This window comes from Streptomyces sp. RPT161 (assembly GCF_027533845.1).
Lineage (GTDB): Bacteria > Actinomycetota > Actinomycetes > Streptomycetales > Streptomycetaceae > Streptantibioticus_A > Streptantibioticus_A silvisoli_A.
Window position 1 is genome coordinate 203,206 of sequence record NZ_JAPZVN010000009.1, and the last position, 21,633, is coordinate 224,838.

Genomic DNA, 21,633 nt, shown 5'->3' on the forward strand with positions numbered 1-21,633 from the left:
CAGGCTCTCCTCGCTGGCGTCGATCACGTGGGTGGCGTCGATCACGCTGAGCAATATCATGGAGTTTGTAGCGATGACGGCACGGCTGTGGTAGAGCGCGTGTCGAAAACCGGTCACTTCCCGCCGCGTTACGCCGCGTTGCGGGACAGCTCCGCCCAGATGATCTTTCCCTCCGGCGTGTAGCGGGTGCCCCAGCGGCGGGAGAGCTGGGCGACCAGGAAGAGGCCACGGCCGCCCTCGTCGGTGGTGCGGGCATGGCGCAGTCGCGGCGAGGTGCTGCTGGAGTCGGCCACCTCGCAGATCAGCGCGGCCTGCCGGATCAACCGCAGTTGTACCGGGCCGGAGGCGTAGCGGATGGCGTTGGTGACCAGTTCGCTGACGATGATCTCGGCGGTGAACACCAGGTCGTCGAGCCCCCACCCCTCAAGGCACCGGGTCGCCAGGACCCGGGCCTCCGACACCACCGCCGGATCGGACGGCAACTGCCAGGAGGCCACATGGTCCGGACCCAGCGCATGGGTACGGGCGATCAGCAGGGCGACGTCGTCATCGGGCGGCCCGGTCAGCAGCGCGTCCAGCACCGCGCCGCAGATCTCCTCCAGCGGCCGGTCCGTGTCCGAAAGCACCGTGCGCAGCCGGTCGAGCCCCTCCGCCACATCACGCCCGTCGGCCTCCAGCAGGCCGTCGGTGTACAGGGCCAGCAGGCCGCCCTCGGCGAGTTCGAACTCGGCGCTCTGGAACGGCATTCCGCCCATTCCCAGACGCGGCCCGGGGGGCAGTTCCGGAAAGGTCACGGTACCGTCCGGTGCCACGATCGCGGGCGGCGGATGGCCCGCCCTGGCCATCGCGCACCTGCGGGTGACCGGATCGTAGACGACGTACAGACAGGTGGCGCCGACCCCCGGCTCGGCCTGCGCCGCCTCCTCGTCCTCACCGCCGGGCGGCAGCACCAGGTCGTCCAGGTGCGCCAGCAGTTCGTCGGGCGGCAGGTCCATGTCCGCCAGGGTGCGCACGGCGGTACGGAAACGTCCCATCGAGGCCGCCGCGCTGATCCCGTGTCCGACCAGGTCACCGACGACCAGGGCGGCCCGGGCACCCGACAGCGGGATCACGTCGAACCAGTCACCGCCCACGCCCCCGCTGGCGCCCGCGGGCAGATAGCGCGAGGCGACCTCCAGGGTGGTACGGGTGGTCAGCTTGTGCGGCAGCAGATCGCGCTGGAGGGCGAGCGCCGTACTGTGTTCACGGGTGAACCGGCGGGCGTTGTCGATGTTCACGGCCGCCCGGGCCACGACCTCCTCGGCGAGCAGCAGATCGTCCTGCTCGAAGGGGTCCGGCCGCTGCCAGCGGACGAACGTGGCGACACCCAGCACGTTGCCGCGGGCGCGGATCGGGACCAGCATCAGCGACCGCAGCCCGAACGTGCGGAAACTGTCCGACCGGATGATGTCCGCGGCCATCCAGCCGCCGGGCCCGGTGTCCGGCTCGGTCTCCAGGAAGGACGTGCCGTCCGCCAGGCACCGGGCCCACGGTGAGTCGGGTTCGACGCGGACGGTGTCCCCGGTCGCCGCGGCCGACTCCGGGGTGCCCTCCAGCACCGACTTCTGCCCGGCCCGACGCAGTTCCCGGATGTCCAGCAGCGGTCCGCCACGTGGGGCGTCGCCGCGCAGCACGGTGTCCAGCAGGTCGACGGCGACGAAGTCGGCGAGCCGCGGGACGCCGATCTCGGCCAGCTCCTGCGCCGTACGAGCGACGTCCAGGGTGCTGCCGGTGCGCGCCCCCGCCTCGTTCAGCAGCGCCAGCCGTTCCCTGGCCCGCCACCGCTCGGTGACGTCAACGACCATGTAGCACACGCCCAGCACCCTGCCGAACGCGTCGTCCAGCCGGAAGAACGACGTGGAGTAGGCGTGCTCGCGGTTCGGATCGGCCGGGGTGCGCCCGCGGTACTCGAAGTCGATCGTGGGCTGCCCGGTCTCCAGTACCTGACGCATCTGCGCCTCGACCTTCTCGGCCTCCAACTCGGGCAGCACCTCGGCGAAGCGCTTGCCCAGCCGCTCCTCGCGGGGGATGCCGCCGGTGCGCTCCAACGCGTCGTTGAGCCAGACGAACCGCAGGTCAGGGCTCATCACCGCCATGCCCACCGGTGAGCTGGCCAGGAACCGCTCCAGCATCGCCCGGTTGACCTCCCACCACGGGGTGCGGCCGATGTCGATGGCGGCGAGCAGCCAGCCCCGCGGGGTGTCCAACGGCCAGATCCACAGCCCGAGCCGCAGCGGATGCCCGTCCCGGTGCCGTACGTCGACCAGACCCGCCCAGCCCTCCGGCGTCGGCCGTTCCCGCACCGAGGCCAGCACCCGGGCGGCGTCCTCGGCGTTCACCAGCAGTCGTGTGACCGGTTGGCTGACCACCTCGGCGGACGGATAGCCGAGCACCGCCTCCGCGCTGATACTCCAACTGACGACGAGGCCCTTCGCGTCCACCACTCCGATCGCCACGCCCATCAGGTCGAAGGGCGGCACTGCCCCTCCGGGCGTGGTGGTGCGGTCGAAGGCATCCATCGCGCTACCTCGTCCACCCGTTCATGCACGGCGCTCCCGTTCCCCGGCTTGCTCGCTCCCGACCAGCGAGTGGTCCTCCCAGCATCGCACCAATGCTTCTGCCGGGTCGGCCGAGCGCAGGGGGCCGCGGCCCCACCGAGCGGGTGGCTTCGCGTTCGCAAACCGCTTTCGCCCGCTCTGCCAGGCCACCTAAGATCACGGCACGGCATCGCGCGTCGGTCACCGGCTGGGTGAGGCGTGGAGGTGCCCGTGGAGTGCCTTTGGAGGCATTCACCGTGTCAGTCGAGTTGAACCACACCATCGTCTTCGCCCGGGACAACCGGGCTTCCGCCGAGTTCCTGGCGGACATCCTGGGCATGTCGGTCGGAACTCCGTGGGGTCCGTTCGTTCCCGTCGCCACCAGCAACGGCGTCACCTTGGACTTCGCCACCGCCGACCCCGAGACGATCACTCCGCAGCATTACGCCTTCCTGGTGTCCGACGAGGAGTTCGACGCCGGCCTCGCCCGGATCCAGCGGGCCGGAATCGCGTACTACGCCGATCCACGCCTCGAACAGCCGGGGCGGATCAACCACCACCACGGCGGTCGCGGCGTGTACTTCTTCGATCCGGCGGGCCACGGCATGGAACTCATCACCCGCCCGTACGGCAGCCACGCGGCATAGCCGTTGCCCACACGGTGGAGCGGGGCGCAGCACCCCGCTCCACCTCCCTTGCGCACGGCCCCAGTTGGGCACCAGGCCGGCGGAAATCCGGTCGCCCGGCGATCAGCCGGCCGGGAGGATGAGGGGATGCTGAGCACCCTCCTCCCCTTCCTCGGCGCTTGCGTGGTCATCGCCGCCGTCCCCGGCCCCAGCACTGCGCTGATCATCCGCCACTCGCTGCGCGGCGGGCGGCGGGCCGGATTCGCGACCGTACTCGGCAACGAGACCGGCGTCTTCCTGTGGGGCGTCGCTGCCGCCCTCGGCCTCACCGCCCTGCTGGCCGCCTCGCAGCTGGCGTACGACGCCATGCGGTACGTCGGAGCCGCGGTACTGGTCTGGTTCGGCTTCCAGGCCCTGCGCGCCGCCCGACGCCAGGACGTGGGCGACGCGGCGGCCGGGTCCGCCCCGGCCACGCTCTCGGCGTGGCGGGCGTACCGCACCGGGGTGTTGGTCAACCTGGCCAACCCCAAGGCGGCGATCTTCGCGATGTCGTTCCTGCCGCAGTTCGTTCCGCACGGCGCGCCCCAACTGCCCGCCGTGACAGGGCTGGCGATCGTACAGGCGCTGTTCGAGGTGGCCTTCTACGGCATGTACGTCTGGTTCGTCCACCGTATGAAGTCGCTGTTCGACCGGGCGTCGGTGCGGCGGCGGATGGAGCGGATCTCCGGCGCGGTGCTGCTGGCACTCGGGCTGCGGCTGGCCTTGGAGGGCTGACCGGCACGGCGGAAGCCACACCCCGCGGATATGATGAGCCCGGGGTATCCCGGGCTGCGGCCCACGACCCGAAGCACCTCGGAGGGTCCATGACCCGACGCCGTCCCACCCGGTCCGCCGACGACCTGCTGACCGCGCTCGGGCGGCTGACCGCCCAGGCGCTGGAGCGGGCCGAGCTGCAGAAGGCACGGGTGGACCTGGCCGTCGCGTTGCAGCGCGAACTGCTTCCGGCCGTGCTGCCGGACGTGCCCGGACTGCGCTCCGCGGCCCGCTACGCCCCCGCCCGGCACGGCCTGGACATCGGCGGTGACTGGTACGACGGCTTCTGGCTGCCCGATGGCGCCGTCGGGTTCTCCATCGGCGACGTACAGGGCCATGACGTCGAGGCGGCGGCGTTCATGGGGCAGATCCGCATCGGACTGCGCGCGGTGGCCGCCGGGGTCGACGACCCGGGCGAGGTGCTGAGCCGGGCCAACGACCTGCTGCTGTCGATGGGCTGCGGCCTCTTCGCGACCTGTAGCTTCCTGCGCTTCGATCCGGCCACCGGAGAGCTGGCCGACGCCCGCGCCGGGCACGTCCCCGCGGTGTGGGCCACCGCGGACGGCGGCTGGGGCATCCTGGAGCCCGCCGGTGGCGTACCGCTGGGCATACTGCCCGGTGAGGCGTATCCAGTCACCACGCGCCGGATGTCGGACACGGAAGTGCTCGTACTCTTCACGGACGGTGTGGTCGAAGGTCCGTCGTTCTCCATCGAGGCGGGTATCGAGCAGGTGGCGCGGCTGGCCCAGGACGGGGTCGGCGGCGATCCCGGCGAACTGGCCAGTCAGGTGATCAAGGTGGCCGACCTCACCGGCCACACGGATGACGCCGCGGTCCTGGTGCTCAGCCGTGGGCACGGGGTGACGTAACCGCCCCCGCCGCGCGTGTCACGGGCGACGGCGGCTGACGAGGCTGTCTGATGGCTGCTGTGGTGCGCAACGAGGAAGCCCGGCGGCTCGCGGGGACGGTCCTGCGGATCCTTGTCGTAGCCGCCGCCTATTTCGTGACCGGCCGGCTCGGTCTGTTGCAGCGAGTCATCGTCGCCGGGGCGGTGGTCACCCCTCTGTGGCCGCCCACCGGGATCGCGCTGACCGCCCTGCTGCTGATGGGGCCGCGGATCTGGCCGGGCATCACACTGGGCGCAGTGGCGGTCACCTGGTCGATCGGACAGCTGACGCCCGTTGACGCGGGGATCATGGTGGGGAACACGCTGGCTCCCGTGTGCGCCTTCCTGATGCTCCGGCGGGCCGGGTTCCGGCTCGATCTGAACCGGCTGCGGGACGGGGTCGTGCTGGTGTTCCTGGGCGCGCTGACCGGGATGCTGGTCAGCGCGACCGTGGGGGCCGGTTCGCTGGTCGCCTCCCACTTCCTGCCGGCCAGTCGGTTCTGGGGGGCATGGGCGGCCTGGTGGGCCGGGGACGCGATGGGAGTCCTGGTCGTCACACCGCTGCTGCTCGTCGCCCGTCGGGCGCGCTGGCCCCGCGACGTGCACGTGTACCGGTGGGCGGAGGCCGCGGCGCTGCTCGCCTGCGCCGCAGTGGTGACGCTGCTGGTGACCACCACCCAGATGTCGCTGCTGTTCCTGGTCTTTCCCGTGCTCGTCTGGGCGGCACTGCGCTTCCAACTGGCCGGTGCGGCGCCCTGCGTGCTGTTCATGTCCGTGCTGGCGGTGTTGGCGGCGACCCATCGGACCGGGCCGTTCGCGCACCACGGGCTGTTCGCGGTGATGGTGAACCTCCAGGCGTTCAACGGCTCCGCCGCGCTGACCGCGTTGCTGCTGGCGGCGCTGATCACCGAGCAGCAGAGCACTCTGCGCAGGATCCAGGAGGCCTGCGAGGAGCTGACCGAGGTCGTCGCCCGGCTCGCACCGGGCGACAACACGCGCCGCCAGCGACCCGAGGACCCGCGATAGCGGCTACCGGCAACCGTCCGCGCTGCGGGTGTGCCAGGCCCCGGCCGCTGGCCGGATCGGTCCAGTCACTTCGGCCCCGGCGTCCTGCTCGGCGACGAGGGTCTTGTTGGCGCCCGCGTCGCAGTACACCGGAGTAGGTGGGCCTGCCGTCGGCGGGGCACTGCAGGGTCTGCGTGGGAGGCGGCGGGATCCTAACGGCCAGCCTTGGTGAACTCCGTGACGAACGCGTCGTCGAACGCCTTCAGATCCGCCGGTTTACGGCTGGTGATCAGGACGTTGGGACCGTCCGTGCAGACCCGCACCTCCTCATCGACCCAGTTGCCACCCGCGTTGCGGATGTCGGTCCTGATGCTGGGCCAGGACGTGAGGGTACGGCCACGTACGACGTCGGCCTCGACCAGCGTCCACGGGCCGTGGCAGATCGCCGCGACCGGTTTCCCCGCCTCGACGAAACCCCTGACGAACGCGACGGCCTTGGGGTCCATCCGCAGGAAGTCCGGATTGGCGACGCCACCGGGAAGGACCAGACCGTCGTAGTCCTTCACGGAGGCGTCGGAGACGGTCTGGTCGACCTTGAAGGTGTCGGCCTTGTCGAGGTGCTTGAAGGCCTGGATTCGCCCGGGCTTCGTGGAGACGAGAGTGGGCGTGCCGCCGCCCTCGTACACCGCTTCCCATGGATCCGTCAGCTCGATCTGCTCGACGCCTTCGGCGGCCACGAGGAAAGCGACCTTCATGGGTTTCGGCTCCCTTCCCAGCGCCGGCAGCGCCTACCAGTAGTGCCGTCGGCCGAACACCGCGTGCCCCAGCGAGCCGAGCAGCCACAGGATCGCGCCGATGACGAGCAGGATGATGCCGATGGTCCACAGAATGGCGATCTTCAGCAGGAAGCCGACGATCAGCAGAATGATGCCGAGGACGATCATGGTGTCCTCCAGGTCCGCTTTGCACTGACGAGGTGCGCATACCCCTTTCCGGTACACATAACCGGCCGAAAAAACGCGCCTGACCTGCGACGACTACCGGCCGCCAGCGGCGGTGACGGCGCGGAAGACTCCCCACACCAGATGGCCGTTTCCACAGGCTCGGATCCACAGCGGAAGGTTCTCCCGCAGCCGGTCCAGATAGTCGGGACTGATGACGTCCGTCAGCTCCTCGGCGTGCTTGCGGACCTCCTCGTCGAGCCGGACGTAATGCGTCAGCAGATGCTCGCTCAGGTCCTCGAACTCGACCGGTGAGAATCCCAGTTCGCCAAGTCGCCCGCGGTAGAAGCCGGGTGTGGCGAACTGCCCCATCGCGAGGCGCTCCGCGAGCGGTGCCAGTTCTTCCGCGGGCGCGTTCTCGGTGGCCATGATGTCCGTGAAGACGAACGCGCCACCCGGCTTGAGCAAGCGTGCCGCTTCACTCAGCGTCTTCGCCCGGTCACCGCTGTGGCACAGCGCCTCCTGGGACCACACGACGTCGAAGGACCGGTCAGGCGCCGGAACGTCGTTGAAGGATCCGGTGATGACCTCGATCAGTCCGTCGAGGCCGCGGGCGGCGTTCGTTTCGCGGTGCCGCTGGTTCTGGGACTCGCTGATGTTGACCGCGACGACCCGGCAGCCGAAGTTCGCCGCCAGGTAGCGGTCCGCGCCGCCGTAGCCGGACCCCATGTCCAGCACGCTGCGGCCGGGCCCCAGCAGGTCGGCCGCCTTCGCCGCCACCCGCTCGACCGTGCGCCGGGAGGCCGCGCGGATCGCCTCGTGCGGCTGCGCGTAGATTCCCGTGTGGATGTCCTCGCCACCCCATACCGAGGCGTAGAAAGCGTCGACGTCAGCGCTTTCGTAGTAGCCGCGCGCCGCGGCCGCCGCCTGGACCGTGTTGTGATCATTCATAGCTGCTGCCTTGACCAGGCGGTCCCACGGCAAACCTCGTAACCGGATCCGGGGTGAGTACCGGACACCCGTGATGGGTCATCAGGCCGGTACGGCAACCGGGCCGCCCCCGGGCCCTGCATGGCGGAGCGGTTGGCGGTGCGGGGGCGCTCTGCGCTTCCCGCGTCTGCCAACCGCTCACCAGCGTTGCTCAGGCCGGAACGCCTGGGCTGTGACAGTTGCCGTGGTCAGTCCCAACCACCGCCCCAGTCGCCTCCGCCCCAGCCCCCGCCCCAGTCATCGCCCCAGTAGCCACCACCCCAGCCCCCGCCCCAGTAGCCACCGCCCCAGCCCCCGCCCCAGTAGCCGCCGCCCCAACCGCGGCCATGGTCGAACCCCCGGCCGAAGCCGTGCCCGTGGCCCCAGCCGTAGCCCCCGTCTCCGCCGCGAACGCTCACGGTGGCGACGTGGGTCGTGTGCGGTGTCGCTGATGCGGTTGCCAGGCCGCCGACGGTCGCGAACGCACCGGCCGTGAGAACCCCGGTGGCCGCAGCCACGGCGAGGCGCCGTATCGGCTTGCGCATGGCGCTCTCCTTACCTCTATGGACGCGGCGGGTTGCCGCTCCTCCACTCCAGGGTGTGCCCACTTCCACGACATCTACAAGCAAATCACCATAAAACTGATATAAATCGGAAAAACCTGACGACCCGCCGCATCGGTGGCGTCCTCGACTACCGGATCGTCAGCACCGAAATCCCTGGTCAAAGCGTCCGTCCAGACCATCACCGCTGACGTGCACACCGCGACACAGCCCACGCCCGTCCATCCCCCGGTGACCCACAGCACGCCGTCACTCCTCCGCGTGATCGTCCCTGGACAAGGCACTTGCGCCAGGTCGTACCGGCGTAACCTGCCCGAACCATGACGGATTTTGCGGATGAGGCACGGTCGCGTACCGCGCATCTGTTGCGGATGGCGAACACGGTGGATGCCCGGCTGCGGGCGCAGATCATCGAGTACGCGGATTCGACGCCGGATCCGCCGGTGATGGGCCCGACCGGGATCGCCACGGCGGGCTGTCCGCGATGCCTGCGGACCATGTGGCGGCAGCGCGACGGCTGGGTGTGCGCGTCGTGCGGCCATGTCGAGGAGGAGCTTCCGGTGAGGTGCCCCAACTGCCGGACGGTGATGAAGTCCCCGCCCACCAGCGCGCCGGATCGCTGGTGGTGCGCGCGATGTAGCCGGGTGGCGACGGTTGGCGACTCCACGACGGAGATCGAGAACCGCGAGCGGGGACGGCTGGAGGCGGTTCGGCTGCTGGACCGGGCGATGGCGGAGCGCGCCGACGGGCGCGGGGACGCGGAGGCCACGGCGGTGTCCTGGGCGTTCTCGGCGGCGGTCACCGAGCGGGAGCGACTGCGGATGGAGCGGGCGACCCTCCGGCTGCGCGCCTGACAGGGCCGTAAGGGCCGACGCGGTCCGGACCGTCCGTACGGGCGGACCGCTCCCTCGTCCGCGTCAACGCGGACAGACGCCCTGCGTGTAGTCGACCGTCGCGGTCCCTCGCGAGTACGTCCACTCGGGGTCGAGCAGTTGGGTCCGCAACTGCCGTGCCGCGGCCGGGCTTTCGACGATGTAGCCGAAGTCCTGCAGCCAGGACGGGTAGAGGTTCTTGGAGCCGAGGTAGAACGCGGAGTCGTCGACGGAGACCACCTTGTGGTGCAGTGCGTACGGGCGGCCGTCGGCCCAGTTGTCCGTCCGGGCGCTGCGGAACGAGGCCAGTTGCAGGTTGGCGCACATCTTCACGTCCGCGGTCCGCCGGTCACCGGTGATGCGGGCGAGGCGTTCGCGCAGCGTGTCGCTGATCTCCGAAAGGGACCGGATCTGCGAGTAGCCGCCGCTGCCGACCAGTCCGCGGTTCGCCGGGTTGCTGACCACGATCCGTACCTTCACTCCCTTGGCGAGCTTGGTGGCCAGGGTGTCGTACAGCCGGATGTCATAGCGCGGCAGCGGCGGGCAGGTGCCGTTGAGGTCCTGCTGGGAGATCTCGATCCGGTTGTGCGCGCTTGCGATCAGTGAACGCAGCGCGCTCTCCTCCGGGTTGACGGTGTCGTAGTCGCGGTCCGCGTTGGTGTTGTCGTGCACACCGATACCGCACCGGGTGTCCGGCGCGGTGGGCAGCGTGGGCTTGAACGACGATTCCGGGTCCGAGTCCTTGATGCCGACGCCCAGTCCACCGACCGCGATCACCGGGACGTCTCCCCGCGCCTTGACGGGTTCGGGGTTGGCGTCCTTCTCCAGGCTGGGCATGCAGGCGGCTCCGCTGGAGGCGGCCAGCCAGACCGCGTTGGGGTTGCCGGAGTTCCGGCAGGTCCAGGTCCACAACGTGTCCAGGTACTTTCCCGCGGTACGGGCGGCGGGTCCACGCAGCGCCAGGTCGACGTCCGACACGGGGTGCGTGGTGTCGATGTAGTCGTCCTTCCAGTTGTTGATGCCACCGGTGATCACGGACTCGCCGTCCACCACGATGAGCTTGGTGTGGTTCCAGGAGAACGACGCCTTCGACGCGGTCATCGAAGCGACGTTCAGGGTGATGCGGTCGGCGGCCTTGCCGAGTCTGTCGACCAACTCGTTCCTGTACAGCGCCGGTATCACGTTGAGGTGGTAGACCGGCGCGGCCCCGACCAGCACGCGCACCCGCAGCTTGTGCCCGTCCGCCACGGCCGCCTTCAGTCCCTCGACGATGGCGTCCTGGAAGGCGCCGTTCGGCAGTGGCGCGAGCGAGGAGATGTCAACGGTGCGTCGGGCCTTGGAGATGTTCTCGGTCATCTTGGCGAGCAACCGCCGGGTACCCACCCGGTCCGCGCACTTGGGATCGCCCCAGCACCCGGGCGTCTGAAGCAGCCAGCCCCCCGGGGCGCCGGCGGGTGCGTCCAGGCTGTTGCCACCGCTGCGCTCCCACACCTGCCCTTCGAGCCCGGGCGAGACCTCGCGCAAGCTGCGCTGCACGGCGTCGAGATGCGCAGTGGGCACCGCGGCCCGCGCCGGCGCGGCGGGGAGCGCGGCCAGCACGGCACTCAGAAGGGCGGCACAGGGCGTCAGACGGCGGAACCGGTGGCGGAGCAATGGTGCTTCCTTAGCATCGAGTTAACGGGATGTGAACTACAAGGATCTACAAGGGAACGCAAAGTCTTCCGCCCGCCGAAGCTACCCGCTCCCCACCCATCACGTCCCGCCCCCGACGTCACTCCTCAGCCAAGCACCCCAGAGTTGGCCCGATTTGGTCGCCGCACCAACAGCAGCACGAGCGCGGCCATCAGGCCCGACTGCTCGACGGCCTGGGGCCGTTGGGGTAGGCCAGGTGGCCGGGGCGTTTGGCGGGTGCGCCGACCAGGACCGTGTCGGCGGACTGGATGCCCAGGCCGGAGAGGTCCTCGGTGGTGAAGCGGTAGAGGGATTCGAGGTCGGGAAGCCAGAGGGCGGCGTGCAGGTTGGCCTGGCCGGTGGTGGCCAGGGCGCCGTGCACGGCGGGGTGCCGGGCGAGGCGACTGCACGGCCGGTTCCTGGAGTTGCTGCGTGACGTGCGCTGATGTGCGAAAGGCCAGGGGGGTCAAGCCCGGCCCCGACCGGCGGTTCGCCGTCCCGGCTCAGTAGAGTTCGGTGCCGCCCATCATCGGCCGCGTCCGCGTGGCCCGAGGAGAGAAACATTGACGGTCTACTTCATCGGCGCCGGGCCGGGCGCCGCCGACCTGATCACCGTGCGCGGCCAGCGCACGCTGGCCCGCTGCGGGGTCTGCCTGTACGCGGGCAGCCTGGTGCCGCGCGAACTGCTCGCCGAGTGCCCGGCCGACGCCCGGCTGGTCGACACCGCCCAGCTCAACCTGGACCAGATCACCGCGGAACTGGTACGAGCCCATGAGCAGGGGCACGACGTGGCGCGGCTGCACTCCGGCGACCCCTCGGTGTTCAGCGCGGTCGCCGAGCAGATGCGCCGTCTCGACGCGGCGGGCGTGCCGTACGAGGTGGTGCCCGGTGTGCCGTCCTTCGCGGCGGCGGCGGCCGCGCTGAAACGGGAGTTGACCGTTCCCACGGTCGGGCAGACGGTGATCCTGACCCGGCTGGCGCACCGCGCCACGCCGATGCCGGACGGCGAGGACCTCGCGACGCTCGGCCGCAGTGGCGCACTGCTCGTACTGCACCTGGCCGCCCGGTACGTCGACCGGGTCGTGACGGAGTTGCTGCCGCACTACGGGGCCGACTGCCCGGCGGCCGTGGTGGCGATGGCCAGCCGACCGGACGAGCTGGTACTGCGCGGCACGCTCGGCGACATCGCCGAACAGGTCAAGGCGGCGGGCATCGTGCGCACCGCGGTGATCCTGGTGGGCCGTACGCTCGGCGCCGAGCAGTTCCGCGACAGCCATCTGTACTCGGCCGAGCGCGAGCGGCACGGCGCCTGCGATCAGCCGTAGGCGGCGGGTTCCACCCGGCCGACTATGGTTCCGGCGCGGTCGACGCAGATGACGTCGACCGCGACCGGGGCCTCCCGCAGCACGCCGAGGGCGGTGGTCCTGGCGGCGGCGGCCACCAGGTCGCCCAGCGGCACGCCCCGCGCGGCGCACAACTGGACCGCTTCCAGGCCGGTGTTGGCGCCCGCCACGGCGGCGGCCAGCTCATCGTCGGCGCCGCCGTGGCGGGCCAGCTCGGCGAGGAAGCCCTTGTCCACCTGGGAACGAGAGGAGTGCAGGTCGAGATGGCCAGCGGCCAGCTTGGACAGCTTCGCGAAGCCACCGGCGATGGTCAGCCGCGGCACGGGATGGCGCCGCAGGTACTTCAGCACCGCGCCGGCGAAGTCGCCCATGTCCAGCAGCGCGTCCTCCGGCAGGCCGTGCACCGCGACCGCGACCTTCTCGGAGGTCGACCCGGTGCATCCGGCCACATGGGTCCGCCCGGCGGCGCGGGCGACGTCCACGCCGCGCCGGATGCTGTCGATCCACGCGGAGCAGGAGTACGGCACGACGATCCCGGTCGTGCCCAGGATGGACAGCCCGCCGAGAATGCCCAGCCGGGGGTTCCAGGTGGATCGGGCGATCTCCTCGCCGCCGTCCACCGAGACCTCGACCTCGACGTCCGCCGTTCCACCGTGCGCCCGGGCGACCTCGGCGATGTGCTCGCGCATCATCTGGCGGGGCACCGGGTTGATCGCGGGTTCGCCGACCGGCAGCGGCAGTCCCGGCCGGGTCACCGTGCCGACGCCGGGACCGGCCCGGAAGACCACGCCGGTGCCGGGGCCGCCGTGCCGAACCGTGGCCCTGACCAGCGCCCCGTGAGTGACGTCCGGGTCGTCCCCGGCGTCCTTGACCACGGCGGCCATCGCCCGCCCGTCCGCCAACTCCTCGGCGGCCAGGGCGAAGGCCGGCCGCTGCCCCTTAGGCAGGGTGATGGTCACCGGGTCGGGGAACTGCCCGGTCAGCAGCGCGGTGTACGCGGCCGTGGTGGCCGCCGTGGCGCAGGCGCCCGTGGTCCAGCCGTGCCGCAGCCCGGTGCGCTCCAGCTGTGCCGACCGGCCGCCCTTCGGCTTCGTACCCTCAGCCACCGGACGGTCCGATGAGCGCCCGGCGGCATGTGCTGATCCTCGGCGGTACCACGGAGGCCCGACGGCTCGCCGCCGAGCTGGCCGCCGACCCCGGGCTGCTGGTCACCAGTTCGCTGGCCGGGCGGGTGGCCCAGCCGAGGCTGCCCGCCGGGCAGGTGCGCATCGGCGGCTTCGGCGGCGTCCAGGGCCTGGCGCAGTGGCTGCGCGAACACCGGGTTGACGCGCTCATCGACGCCACTCATCCCTTCGCCGAGAAGATCAGTTTCAATGCGGCCGAGGCGGCCGCCCTCGCCCATACTCCCCTGCTCGCCCTGCGCCGTCCCGGGTGGGTGTCCGGTCCCGGCGACCGCTGGCACGAGGTCGGCTCGCTGGCCGAGGCGGCGGACCTGCTGCCGTCGCTGGGGCGGCGGGTCTTCCTCACCACCGGCCGGATGGGACTGGCGGCCTTCGCCGGGCTGGACGAACTGTGGTTCCTGGTCCGCTCGGTCGACGCTCCCGAGCCGCCCTGTCCGGCACGGATGGAAGTCCTGCTGGACCGGGGGCCGTTCACCGTCGAGGGCGAGTCCGAGCTGATCCGGCGCCATCGTATCGAGGTGCTGGTGACCAAGGACAGCGGCGGCCCTGCGACGTCCGCCAAACTCACGGCCGCCCGCGAAGCGGACGTGCCGGTCGTTGTCGTGCGTCGGCCCCCCGTCCCCGACGGCGTGCCCGTCGCCCCGGACGTGGCTGGGGCGGTCGCCTGGCTTGGCTCCCTGGGGTAGCACCCTCGGCGGGCCTTGTACGGCTCAGCGGGGTGCGGCACCGCCGAACTCCCGCCCCGTGGTTGCTCGCCGTCGCGGCGGAACGAACAGCCGGGGACGAGCCCCGACACCCCGCCGCGACGGCGAGCGACCACGAGGAACCGGAGCGGCGGTGCCGAACCTCCCGCACCCGGAAACCCGGGGCTACCCCTCGGAGGGGTAGTCGCGCGGCGTCCACACCACCGTGGTGCCGTCGCCGCGGCGCACCGTTCGGGTCTGCGAGGAGCCGACGAGCAGGATGCAGCGCATGTCGACCGTCGCGGGGTCGAGGGTGTCCAGCGTGTGGAACCGCACCGCCTGTTCCGGACCGCCGACGTCCCGGGCGACCACCACCGGGGTTTCCGGCGCGCGGGTCTCCAGCAGTACCTTCAGCGCGCTCTCCAACTGTGTCCTGCGGCTGTGGGACGCCGGGTTGTACAGCGCCAGCACCAGGTCGCCGGCCGAGGCGGCGCGCAGCCGCTCCTCGATGATCCGCCAGGGCTTGAGCCGGTCGGAGAGCGAGACCACGGCGTAGTCATGGCCGAGCGGCGCACCGGCCAGCGCGGCGGCGGACTGCGCGGCCGTCACCCCGGGCACCACCCGTACCCGCACGTCCAGGTACGGATCGGCGGACGCCGCCTCCAGCACCGCGGTGGCCATGGCGAACACGCCCGGGTCGCCGGAGGAGACCACCGCGACCCTGCGTCCGCGCCGGGCCAGGTCCAGGGCGAACTCGGCGCGTTCGGCCTCCACACGGTTGTCGCTGGCGTGCCGCCGCTGGCCGGGCCGGCGCGGTACGCGGTCCATGTAGGTGGTGTAGCCGACCAGGTCCTCGGCCGCGGCGAGCGCCGAACGGGCCTGCGGGGTAAGCCACATGGGACCGGCCGGGCCGAGCCCGACGACGGTGACCTCTCCCTTGGCGCGCTCATCGGTCGTCGGCCGGGTGTCAACCCGGCTGGGCAGTACTGCCATCGAGAAGTACGGCACCGACTCGGGGTCGACGTCGGCGAGCGGTGCGATCCGCTCGCCGCCCATCGTGGCGCGCTCCACGTAGTGGGCGTCGGCCAGCCGACCCGCCCGCTCCAGTGCGCCCCGCACCGCCGGGAAGGTGCGGCCGAGCTTCATCACCGCCGCGGAGTCGGCGCTGGCCAGCCGGGCGGCCAGTTCGTCCTCCGGGAGGGTGCCCGGCAGTACGGTCAGCACCTCCTCGCCCTCCACCAGCGGCCGCCCCAGGCGGGCCGCGGCGGCGCTCACCGAGGTGACGCCGGGCACCACCTCGGTCGGGTAGCGGTCGGCGAGCCGCTTGTGCATGTGCATGTACGAGCCGTAGAACATCGGGTCGCCCTCGGCCAGTACCGCGACCGAGCGTCCGGCGTCCAGGTGCACGGCCAGCCGGGCGGCGGCCTCGGCGTAGAACTCCTCCATCGCACCCCGGTAGCCGCCGGGGTGGTCGGTGGTCTCCGTGGTGACCGGGTAGACCAGCGGCTCCTCGATGTGCTCGGGGCGCAGATGGCGTTCGGCGATGGAGCGGGCGATGCTACGGCCGTGCCGGGCGCTGTGGTACGCGATGACGTCGGCGCCCGCGATGACCTCGACCGCCCGTACGGTCATCAGGGACGGATCACCGGGGCCGAGGCCGACGCCGTAGAGGCGGCCGACCGGCTGTGCGGCTTGCGTGTTCACTCTTCCTCGCTCGCTATCGCGTTGATCGCGGCGGCGGCGATCGCGCTCCCGCCGCGCCGTCCGCGTACCACCAAGTGCTCAAGGCCCGACGGATGTTCGGCCAGTGCCTGCTTGGACTCGGCGGCGCCGACGAAACCGACCGGAACGCCGATCACGGCGGCCGGGCGCGGGCAGCCCGCCTCGACCATCTCCAGCAGCCGGAACAGCGACGTGGGCGCGTTGCCCACCGCCACCACCGCGCCGTCCAGCCGGTCCCGCCACAGTTCCATGGCGGCGGCCGAGCGGGTGGTGCCCAACTCGGCGGCCAGACCGGGCACCGAGGGGTCGGACAGGGTGCACACCACCTCGTTGTCGGCGGGCAGCCGCTTGCGGGTCACCCCGCTGGCCACCATCGCCACGTCGCACAGGATCGGGGCGCCCGACCGCAGCGCGGCGCGGGCATCGCGTACGGCGTTCTGGCTGTAGCCGAGATCACGTACCAGGTCGACCATGCCGCAGGCGTGGATCATGCGGACCGCGACCTGGGCCACGTCGTCGGGCAGTCCGCTCAGATCCGCCTCGGCGCGGATGGTGGCAAAGGACTGGCGGTAGATCGCCGGGCCGTCCTTCTCGTACTCGATCACGTGGTCCTCGTCTGGGGTGTGCTGCGGGCCGCCGCCACGGCGGCCGACATCTGCTGGCTGCCGGGCAAGTCTGCCCGATCGGTTCCGGCCACGCTGACCTGGTATCCGTCCGCGGTGGCCAGTACGTCGACCCAACGGTCGCCGCCGGGGTGCCCGCAGCGCCGTGCGCACCCGGACCAGTGCACGGGCAACAGCTTTGCCGTCGACGGCCGTTGGGCCGCCAGGGCCTCCGCCGCGTCACGGCGCACGTCGGCCAGCGACTTGGCGCAGCCGGGCAGTCCGGTGCAGGCGCTGGCGCCGTGCCAGGGCGAGCCGGAGTCGGCGATGAGCCCCGCCTCGGCCAGGATTGGCACCTCGGCCGCCGACGCGCCGGGCAGCACCACGCCGCGCCAGGGCGTCAGCCGCAGCTCACCGCTGCCGCGCGCCGCCGCCTCGGCCAGCAGCCGCCACTGCGGAGCGGACGCCCGGCCGAACCGCAGCCCCAACGACAGACCGGCCACCGTACCGTCGCTGTCGTGTACGACCCCGAACCCGGGCGGGGGGCCGAAGTCGACCGTCTCAGCCGGGGTGGACGCACCGAGCCGAGCCCGGATGAGGCTGCCGTCCGGGTCCACCTCCCTTACCCGCCAGGCGCGTTGGCCGCCGTCGCGCAGCACTGCCAGGAACTCCTCGGCCGCCCGCAGCGCCTGGCGCGGACCGTCCTCGGCGGGCATCGCGATCCCGCTGCCGGGTGCGACCGGTCCCACGTGGAGCACCGCCCGGCGGTCCGGCAGCGCGATCAACGTCACATCGCCGCCGAGCGCCGCCACATCGCCCCGGCCGTCATCAAGGGCGAAAAGGAACCGGCCCGACAACCCGGTCGCGGCGTCGCTCACGCACAGCAGGCGGTCCAACTCCCGCGTCCACGCCTGCACGTCGGCGTGTCCACAGCCGTCCACCCCCGCCAGCGGTGAGGCGACGATGTTGCGCACCCGCTCGTGCCGGATCGACGGCAGCAGGCCCGCCGCGCCCAGCCGGTCGGCCAGTTCGCCGCCCGCGTCCGAACGCAGGCCGCGCAGTTGGACGTTGCCCCGCGAGGTCAGATCGAGATGTCCGTCACCCAGTTCCTCGGACAGCCGGCCCAGCGCCTCGGCCTGAGCGGCGGTCAACAGCCCGCCGGGCAGCCGTACGCGGGCCAGCGCACCGTCGTCCGCCGGGTGCAGGCGCAGCGCGCCGGGGCAGGCGTCGTCGCGCCCGCGGCCGACCGGGGGCGCGCCGAAGGGGCTGGTCACGGCGGCTCCGAGGGTCGTTGGCAGGGCGGCGGCGGGTCTCAGCATGTAGGACATGGGCGACTGTCGCAAGCCTTACTATGCTCGCGGACGTTCCAGCACGGCGCGTCCTTGCCCGTGACGGCAACTGGGAGGAAACCGGTGCGATTCCGGTGCGGTCCCGCCACTGTCACCGTGTCGCGATGACGCAACAGCGTCGCGTGCCACGGAAGCCAGGAACTCCCCGCCGTCCTACACCAGCCCGGGGCGCGGACCCCGAGGAAGGCATGCCGACGTGATCCTGCTGTTGTCGACGTCCGACACCGACCTGCTCAGCGCCCGCGCGGCGGACGGTCCGGTGCCGTACCGCTGGGCTAACCCGGCGCGGCTCGACCTGGACGAACTGCCCGCGCTGCTGGAGGGCGCCGACCTGGTGGTGGTGCGGCTGCTCGGTGGGATCCGCGCCTGGCAGGACGGGCTCGACCTGCTGCTGTCCGGGCCGCGCCCGGTGGTGGTGCTCACCGGTGAACAGACCCCGGACGCCCAGCTGATGGCCTCCTCCACGGTGCCGATAGGCATCGCCACCGAGGCGCACGCCTACCTGGCGCACGGTGGCCCGGGGAACCTCGCCCAGCTCGCCCGCTTCCTGTCCGACACCGTGCTGCTGACCGGGCACGGTTTCGCCGCGCCCCAACCGGCGCCCGCCTGGGGGCCGTTGGAGCGCGAGGAGCGCGCCGGAGCGGACGCTCCGGTGGTCGCGGTGCTGTACTACCGGGCGCACCACATGAGCGGCAACACCGGATTCGTGTCGGCGCTGTGCTCGGCGATCGAGGACGCGGGCGGCCGGGCGATGCCGTTGTACGTCGCCTCGCTGCGCGCCCCGGAACCGGGGCTCTTGGAGGCGCTCGGCACGGCGGACGCCATCGTCACCACCGTGCTCGCCGCGGGCGGCACCCGCCCGGCAGACGCCTCCGCCGGGGGCGACGAGGAGGCGTGGGACGCGGGCGCGCTGGCCGCGTTGGACGTGCCGATCCTCCAGGCGCTGTGCCTGACCGGGTCGCGCACCGCCTGGGAGGAGAACGACGAGGGCCTGTCCCCGCTGGACGCGGCGACCCAGGTCGCGGTACCGGAGTTCGACGGGCGGCTGATCACCGTGCCGTTCTCGTTCAAGGAGATCGACGCCGACGGCCTGCCGGTCTACGTGGCCGATGCGGAGCGCGCCGCACGGGTCGCCGGGATCGCCGTGCGGCACGCCCGGCTGCGGCACGTGCCGGCCGCTGACAAGCGGCTGGCGCTGGTGCTGTCCGCGTACCCCACCAAGCACTCGCGGATCGGCAACGCGGTCGGCCTCGACACCCCGGCCAGCGCTGTCGCCCTGCTGCGGCGGCTGCGCGAGGAGGGCTGGGACCTCGGCCCGCAGGACGGTCCCGACGCGCTGCCCGGACTGGCCTCCGGTGTCGGCGACGACCTGATCCGGGCGCTGATCGAGGCGGGCGGCCACGACCAGGAGTGGCTCACCGACGAGCAGTTGGCCCGCAACCCGATCCGCATCCCGGCCGCCGACTACCGCCGCTGGTACGGACGTCTGCCCGCCGAACTACGTGAGCGGGTGGAGGAGCACTGGGGTCCGCCGCCCGGTGCGCTGTTCGTGGACACCAGCCGCGACCCGCAGGGCGAGATCGTGCTGGCCGCGCTGCGCGCGGGCAACCTGCTCGTGCTCATCCAGCCGCCGCGCGGCTTCGGCGAGAACCCGATCGCGATCTACCACGACCCCGATCTGCCGCCGTCGCACCACTACCTGGCGGCCTACCGCTGGATCTCCGCCGCCCGCGAGGACGGCGGCTTCGGCGCCGACGCGATGGTCCACCTCGGCAAGCACGGCAACCTGGAGTGGCTGCCGGGCAAGAACGCGGGGCTGTCCGCCGCGTGCGCGCCGGACGCGGCGCTCGGCGACCTGCCGCTGGTCTACCCGTTCCTGGTCAACGACCCCGGTGAGGGCACCCAGGCCAAGCGCCGGGTGCACGCCACGCTGGTGGACCACCTGGTGCCGCCGATGGCCCGCGCCGACTCCTACGGGGACATCGCCCGGCTGGAACAGCTCCTCGACGAGCACGCCTCCATCGCCTCGATGGACCCGGCCAAGCTCCCGGCCATCCGCGCGCAGATCTGGACGCTGATCCAGGCCGCCAAGCTCGACCATGACCTGGGGCTCGAAGACCGCCCGCACGACGCCGAGTTCGACGACTTCCTGCTGCACGTCGACGGCTGGCTGTGCGAGATCAAGGACGCCCAGATCCGCGACGGACTGCACGTACTCGGCCAGGGTCCGACCGGTGCCGAGCGGGTCAACCTGGTGCTGGCCATTCTGCGCGCCCGGCAGATCTGGGGCGGTACCACCGCGCTGCCCGGCCTGCGCGAGGCGCTGGGCCTGGACGAGTCGGCGGCCACGCGGGCCGGTGCCGACGACGCCGAGGCCCGCGCCCGTGCGCTGGTGCAGGCCATGGAGGACGCCGACTGGGCCCCGGAGGCGGTGTCCGAGGTGTGCGCCGGGCTGCCCGAGGACGTGCGCCGGGTGCTGGACTTCGCGGCCCGCCAGGTGGTACCCCGGCTGGCCCGTACCGGCGACGAGATCGAGGCGGCCGTGCACGCGCTGAACGGCGGCTTCGTGCCCGCGGGTCCGTCCGGCTCCCCGCTGCGCGGACTGGTCAACGTGCTGCCGACCGGCCGCAACTTCTACTCCGTCGACCCCAAGGCGGTGCCCAGCCGCCTCGCCTGGGAGACCGGACAGGCGCTCGCCGACTCGCTGTTGGAGCGCTACCGCACGGACAACGGCGACTGGCCGCGCTCCGTCGGCCTGTCGCTGTGGGGCACCAGCGCTATGCGCACCGCGGGCGACGACGTCGCCGAGGCGCTGGCGCTGCTCGGGGTGCGGCCGGTGTGGGACGACGCCTCGCGTCGGGTCACCGGTGTCGAGGCGGTGCCGCGGGAGCAGTTGGGGCGTCCGCGCATCGATGTGACGCTGCGCATCAGCGGGTTCTTCCGTGACGCGTTCCCGCATGTGGTGGCGCTGCTGGACGACGCGGTACGGCTGGTCGCCGGGCTGGACGAGCCCGACGAGGCCAACTTCCTGCGGGCGCACGCCCGTGCCGACCTCGCGGCGCACGGTGACGAACGCCGGGCCACGGTCCGTATCTTCGGCTCGCGGCCGGGCACTTACGGCGCCGGGCTGCTCCAGCTCATCGACAGCCGCGACTGGCGCACCGACGCCGACCTCGCCGAGGTCTACACCGCCTGGGGCGGCTACGCCTACGGCCGCGGCCTGGACGGCCGGGCGGCCCGTGAGGAGATGGAGACCGCCTACCGCCGTATCGCGGTGGCCGCCAAGAACACCGACACACGCGAGCACGACATCGCCGACTCCGACGACTACTTCCAGTACCACGGCGGCATGGTCGCCACCGTACGGGCGCTGACGGGCAAGGCCCCCGAGGCGTACATCGGGGACAGCACCCGGCCGGAGACGGTGCGCACCCGGTCACTGCTGGAGGAGACCTCCCGGGTGTTCCGGGCCCGGGTGGTCAACCCCCGGTGGATCGAGGCGATGCGCCGCCACGGCTACAAGGGGGCCTTCGAACTGGCCGCCACCGTGGACTACCTGTTCGGCTACGACGCCACCACCGGCGTGGTCGCCGACTGGATGTACGACAAGCTCGCCCAGACCTATGTGCTCGACCCGGAGAACCGGGCGTTCCTCCAGGAGGCCAACCCCTGGGCGCTGCATGGCATGGCGGAGCGGCTGCTGGAGGCCGAGAGCCGCGGCATGTGGGCCAAGCCCGATCCGGCGGTGCTGGAGGCGCTGCGGCAGGCGTTCCTGGAGACCGAGGGCGACCTGGAGGGTGGCGAGAACTGAAATCCCGGGAACCCGGTGCC

The 21,633-nt window shown here is 72.0% G+C and carries 19 protein-coding genes, 1 pseudogene and 1 riboswitch; of the genes and pseudogenes, 8 read left to right on the forward strand and 12 right to left on the reverse strand.

What is annotated here, in order from left to right; genetic code table 11:
• Nucleotides 1-128: 128 nt before the first annotated feature.
• Nucleotides 129-2,558, reverse strand: coding sequence for a SpoIIE family protein phosphatase (locus tag O5O46_RS19885; protein ID WP_269856848.1), 2,430 nt, complete (start codon nucleotides 2,556-2,558; stop codon nucleotides 129-131).
• Nucleotides 2,559-2,833: 275 nt separating this feature from the next.
• Here O5O46_RS19885 and O5O46_RS19890 point away from each other — a divergent pair, with 275 nt between their 5' ends.
• The 4 genes from O5O46_RS19890 to O5O46_RS19905 all read left to right on the forward strand — a co-directional run bounded on the left by O5O46_RS19890 (nucleotide 2,834) and on the right by O5O46_RS19905 (nucleotide 5,927).
• The gene (locus O5O46_RS19890) at nucleotides 2,834-3,223 is read left to right on the forward strand and encodes a VOC family protein (protein WP_269856849.1); all 390 of its coding nucleotides are present in this window, start codon (nucleotides 2,834-2,836) and stop codon (nucleotides 3,221-3,223) included.
• Between the two features lie 126 nt (nucleotides 3,224-3,349).
• Nucleotides 3,350-3,976 (forward strand): LysE family translocator, encoded by a 627-nt coding sequence (locus tag O5O46_RS19895; protein ID WP_269856850.1) that lies wholly within the window; start codon nucleotides 3,350-3,352, stop codon nucleotides 3,974-3,976.
• Between the two features lie 89 nt (nucleotides 3,977-4,065).
• Nucleotides 4,066-4,884, forward strand: coding sequence for a PP2C family protein-serine/threonine phosphatase (locus O5O46_RS19900; protein WP_269856851.1), 819 nt, complete (start codon nucleotides 4,066-4,068; stop codon nucleotides 4,882-4,884).
• A 59-nt stretch (nucleotides 4,885-4,943) separates the two neighbouring features.
• On the forward strand, nucleotides 4,944-5,927 hold the full coding sequence (locus O5O46_RS19905; RefSeq protein WP_443072579.1) for an MASE1 domain-containing protein: 984 nt from the start codon (nucleotides 4,944-4,946) through the stop codon (nucleotides 5,925-5,927).
• A gap of 191 nt (nucleotides 5,928-6,118) precedes the next feature.
• Here O5O46_RS19905 and O5O46_RS19910 read toward each other — a convergent pair whose 3' ends face one another.
• The 5 genes from O5O46_RS19910 to O5O46_RS19930 form a co-directional block, all read right to left on the reverse strand.
• Nucleotides 6,119-6,661 carry a type 1 glutamine amidotransferase domain-containing protein gene (locus O5O46_RS19910; RefSeq protein ID WP_269856853.1) on the reverse strand — a complete coding sequence of 181 codons (543 nt, stop codon included), beginning with the start codon at nucleotides 6,659-6,661 and terminating at the stop codon, nucleotides 6,119-6,121.
• A 33-nt stretch (nucleotides 6,662-6,694) separates the two neighbouring features.
• Complete coding sequence (locus O5O46_RS19915; RefSeq protein ID WP_269856854.1) at nucleotides 6,695-6,850, reverse strand: DUF6131 family protein; 156 nt, start codon at nucleotides 6,848-6,850, stop codon at nucleotides 6,695-6,697.
• A gap of 93 nt (nucleotides 6,851-6,943) precedes the next feature.
• The gene (locus tag O5O46_RS19920) at nucleotides 6,944-7,798 is read right to left on the reverse strand and encodes an SAM-dependent methyltransferase (protein ID WP_269856855.1); all 855 of its coding nucleotides are present in this window, start codon (nucleotides 7,796-7,798) and stop codon (nucleotides 6,944-6,946) included.
• Nucleotides 7,799-8,025: 227 nt separating this feature from the next.
• Nucleotides 8,026-8,361 (reverse strand): hypothetical protein, encoded by a 336-nt coding sequence (locus tag O5O46_RS19925; protein WP_269856856.1) that lies wholly within the window; start codon nucleotides 8,359-8,361, stop codon nucleotides 8,026-8,028.
• 74 nt (nucleotides 8,362-8,435) lie between these two features.
• Nucleotides 8,436-8,624, reverse strand: coding sequence for a hypothetical protein (locus O5O46_RS19930; RefSeq protein ID WP_269856857.1), 189 nt, complete (start codon nucleotides 8,622-8,624; stop codon nucleotides 8,436-8,438).
• Nucleotides 8,625-8,699: 75 nt separating this feature from the next.
• Here O5O46_RS19930 and O5O46_RS19935 point away from each other — a divergent pair, with 75 nt between their 5' ends.
• Nucleotides 8,700-9,233, forward strand: a complete 534-nt coding sequence (locus tag O5O46_RS19935) for a hypothetical protein (RefSeq protein ID WP_269856858.1) — start codon at nucleotides 8,700-8,702, stop codon at nucleotides 9,231-9,233.
• A 63-nt stretch (nucleotides 9,234-9,296) separates the two neighbouring features.
• Here O5O46_RS19935 and O5O46_RS19940 read toward each other — a convergent pair whose 3' ends face one another.
• Entirely contained in the window at nucleotides 9,297-10,904 is a 1,608-nt protein-coding gene (locus O5O46_RS19940) for a phospholipase D-like domain-containing protein (protein WP_269856859.1), read from the reverse strand.
• 190 nt (nucleotides 10,905-11,094) lie between these two features.
• Nucleotides 11,095-11,313 (reverse strand): annotated as a pseudogene (locus O5O46_RS19945) (Lrp/AsnC family transcriptional regulator); the annotation flags it as partial.
• A gap of 172 nt (nucleotides 11,314-11,485) precedes the next feature.
• Here O5O46_RS19945 and cobM point away from each other — a divergent pair.
• Nucleotides 11,486-12,247: a precorrin-4 C(11)-methyltransferase gene (cobM, locus tag O5O46_RS19950; RefSeq protein WP_269856860.1), complete on the forward strand. Its 762-nt coding sequence runs from the start codon at nucleotides 11,486-11,488 to the stop codon at nucleotides 12,245-12,247.
• Here the strand turns inward: cobM and O5O46_RS19955 are convergent.
• A complete protein-coding gene (locus tag O5O46_RS19955; protein WP_269856861.1) occupies nucleotides 12,238-13,371 on the reverse strand; it encodes a cobalt-precorrin-5B (C(1))-methyltransferase in 1,134 nt (377 codons plus the stop codon). The genes cobM and O5O46_RS19955 overlap by 10 nt on opposite strands.
• A gap of 11 nt (nucleotides 13,372-13,382) precedes the next feature.
• Between O5O46_RS19955 and O5O46_RS19960 the strand changes: the two genes are divergently transcribed.
• On the forward strand, nucleotides 13,383-14,132 hold the full coding sequence (locus O5O46_RS19960; protein ID WP_269856862.1) for a cobalt-precorrin-6A reductase: 750 nt from the start codon (nucleotides 13,383-13,385) through the stop codon (nucleotides 14,130-14,132).
• A gap of 183 nt (nucleotides 14,133-14,315) precedes the next feature.
• Here the strand turns inward: O5O46_RS19960 and O5O46_RS19965 are convergent, their stop codons facing one another.
• Genes O5O46_RS19965 through O5O46_RS19975 form a run of 3 tightly spaced genes read right to left on the reverse strand, consistent with a single transcriptional unit; the run spans nucleotide 14,316 to nucleotide 17,727 of the window.
• Complete coding sequence (locus O5O46_RS19965; protein ID WP_443072573.1) at nucleotides 14,316-15,833, reverse strand: precorrin-2 C(20)-methyltransferase; 1,518 nt, start codon at nucleotides 15,831-15,833, stop codon at nucleotides 14,316-14,318.
• Entirely contained in the window at nucleotides 15,830-16,456 is a 627-nt protein-coding gene (locus O5O46_RS19970) for a precorrin-8X methylmutase (protein WP_269856863.1), read from the reverse strand. The genes O5O46_RS19965 and O5O46_RS19970 overlap by 4 nt, the downstream gene beginning before the upstream one ends.
• Nucleotides 16,453-17,727: a cobalamin biosynthesis protein CobG gene (locus O5O46_RS19975; RefSeq protein WP_269856864.1), complete on the reverse strand. Its 1,275-nt coding sequence runs from the start codon at nucleotides 17,725-17,727 to the stop codon at nucleotides 16,453-16,455. The genes O5O46_RS19970 and O5O46_RS19975 overlap by 4 nt, the downstream gene beginning before the upstream one ends.
• Nucleotides 17,728-17,811: 84 nt before the next feature.
• Nucleotides 17,812-17,966: riboswitch (cobalamin riboswitch) on the forward strand.
• Between the two features lie 32 nt (nucleotides 17,967-17,998).
• Here O5O46_RS19975 and cobN point away from each other — a divergent pair.
• Nucleotides 17,999-21,613: a cobaltochelatase subunit CobN gene (gene cobN / locus O5O46_RS19980; protein WP_269856865.1), complete on the forward strand. Its 3,615-nt coding sequence runs from the start codon at nucleotides 17,999-18,001 to the stop codon at nucleotides 21,611-21,613.
• Nucleotides 21,614-21,633: the final 20 nt, after the last annotated feature.